This window comes from Ruminococcus sp. CAG:57 (genome assembly GCF_000435935.1).
Taxonomy (GTDB): Bacteria; Bacillota; Clostridia; order Oscillospirales; family Ruminococcaceae; genus Hominimerdicola; species Hominimerdicola aceti.
The window spans coordinates 1-2,126 of record NZ_FR890713.1 but is presented as its reverse complement, the minus strand read 5'-3'; the positions used below and the strand labels follow the sequence as shown (position 1 = coordinate 2,126).

Sequence of the window (2,126 nt, the reverse complement as noted above, 5' to 3'; positions counted from 1 at the left end):
TCACATTTCAAAAAAAGACTATGATTTTTATACAATTTCAATAAAATTATGAAATTTTGCATTTTACTGCTTGCAAATTGCAAAATAGTGTGCTATAATGAGTAGGTGATGTGCGGAATGAGTAAAAAAGCCGTGCACAAATTATAATTTATAAGATGGGAGTTTTAATAATGGCTTTGAACAATGCGTATCTTGAAAGCGTTTATGAGAAGGTTGAGAAGAGAAATCCCGGCGAAAAGGAATTCCTCCAGGCAGTATATGAGGTACTGGAAAGCCTCATTCCTGTTGTAGAAAAGAGACCTGACCTTGTTGAGGCAGGTATAATCGACAGAATAGTTGAGCCAGAGAGACAGATCATTTTCCGTGTTCCTTGGGTTGATGACAACGGCAAGGTACAGGTAAACAGAGGTTTCAGAGTTCAGTTCAACTCTGCTATAGGGCCATACAAGGGCGGTATCAGACTTCACCCTTCAGTATGTGCATCAGTAATCAAGTTCCTCGGCTTCGAGCAGATCTTCAAGAACAGCCTTACAGGTCTTCCTATCGGCGGCGGTAAGGGTGGTTCAGACTTCGATCCTAAGGGCAAGTCTGACGGAGAAGTTATGAGATTCTGCCAGAGCTTCATGACAGAGCTTTGCAAGCATATCGGTGCTGACACAGACGTTCCAGCAGGCGATATCGGTACAGGTGCAAGAGAGATCGGCTATATGTTCGGTCAGTACAAGAGAATCAGAAACGAGTTCACAGGCGTTCTTACAGGTAAGGGCCTTTCATACGGCGGATCACTTGCAAGAACAGAGGCTACTGGTTATGGTCTTTGCTACTACACATCTGAGATGATCAAGTGCATGAAGAATGAGACATTCGCAGGCAAGACAGTTGTTATCTCTGGTTCTGGTAACGTTGCTATCTACGCTACAGAGAAGGCTACAGAGCTGGGCGGCAAGGTAGTTGCACTTTCTGACTCTAACGGTTATGTATACGATCCAAACGGCATCAACCTCGATGTTGTTAAGCAGATCAAGGAAGTTGAGAGAGGCAGAATCAAGGAGTATGTAAACAGAGTACAGGGTGCTGAATACCACGAGGGCTGCAGCGGCATTTGGACTATCAAGTGCGACATCGCTCTCCCATGCGCTACACAGAACGAGGTCAACGAAGAGTCAGCTAAGGCTCTTGTAGCTAACGGTGTATTTGCTGTTGCTGAGGGTGCTAATATGCCTTCAACTCCAGAGGCTATCGCTGTATTCCAGAATGCAGGCGTTCTCTTTGGACCAGCTAAGGCTGCTAACGCAGGCGGTGTTGCTACATCAGCTCTTGAGATGTCACAGAACAGCGAGAGACTTTCTTGGACATTCGAGGAAGTTGACGCTAAACTCAAGAACATCATGACAAACATCTTCCACAACTCATACAATGCAGCTAAGGAGTACGGTCTTGAAGGCAACCTCGTTGCAGGTGCTAACATCGCAGGTTTCCTGAAGGTCGCTGACGCAATGAAGTGGCAGGGCATAGCTTACTAATATAAGCGTATAAACAAAGCTATATACGAAGCGGACAGTCAACTGACTGTCCGCTTTTTTATATCATATATGATGCGTCAAAAATAGAACATCCCCCTATCAGCGTCTTAGTGTCACGCTGATAGGGGGAACATATTCAATATTTACTTTTTCGTATCTATGTTTATCTTAATATAATCTATTACATTTTCTATTTCATTTTTATTGTTTGTACCCTTTCTCATGTTTAAAAATTTCGGATGATATGTCCAGAAAGCAGACTCAACAGAACTATATTTCTCTAATTTATCCGTTATGTTCACGATCGGCTTCGATTGTTTTTTAGTGAGCATGGGTTTGTCATCGAAAGAAGTTCCAAGAGCATATCCCATTGTTTTGTAATAACGAGGTCCTGTAAGGAAAATAATAACTGCTGGGTTTATTATCTCTATTTCCCTTTCAAATATTGACGACTTATCATTTAGATATTTTTTATTGAGAACTTTTTCACATTCGTCTTTTAGTCGTTTTGTTTTCCCTTTTGAAATGAGATGTAGTTTATCAATATTAGTCCAGTATATGCTATAGTATCACCACTTTATCGCCACTTATCGTCATTTATCG

2 protein-coding genes are annotated in these 2,126 nt (G+C 41.8%); one reads left to right on the top strand and one right to left on the bottom strand.

The features are described from left to right. Window positions 1-170 precede the first annotated feature (170 nt). Window positions 171-1,523: an NADP-specific glutamate dehydrogenase gene (gene gdhA, locus QVO88_RS04510; protein WP_022287333.1), complete on the top strand. Its 1,353-nt coding sequence runs from the start codon at window positions 171-173 to the stop codon at window positions 1,521-1,523. A 143-nt stretch (window positions 1,524-1,666) separates the two neighbouring features. Here gdhA and QVO88_RS12300 read toward each other — a convergent pair whose 3' ends face one another. Continuing rightward, window positions 1,667-2,083: a uracil-DNA glycosylase family protein gene (locus tag QVO88_RS12300; RefSeq protein WP_333635141.1), complete on the bottom strand. Its 417-nt coding sequence runs from the start codon at window positions 2,081-2,083 to the stop codon at window positions 1,667-1,669. Between the last annotated feature and the right edge of the window lie 43 nt (window positions 2,084-2,126).

Excerpts from the sequence above, each read along its gene's own strand:
- gdhA (WP_022287333.1), top strand. The coding sequence starts at position 171 with ATGGCTTTGAACAATGCGTATCTTGAAAGCGTTTATGAGAAGGTTGAG.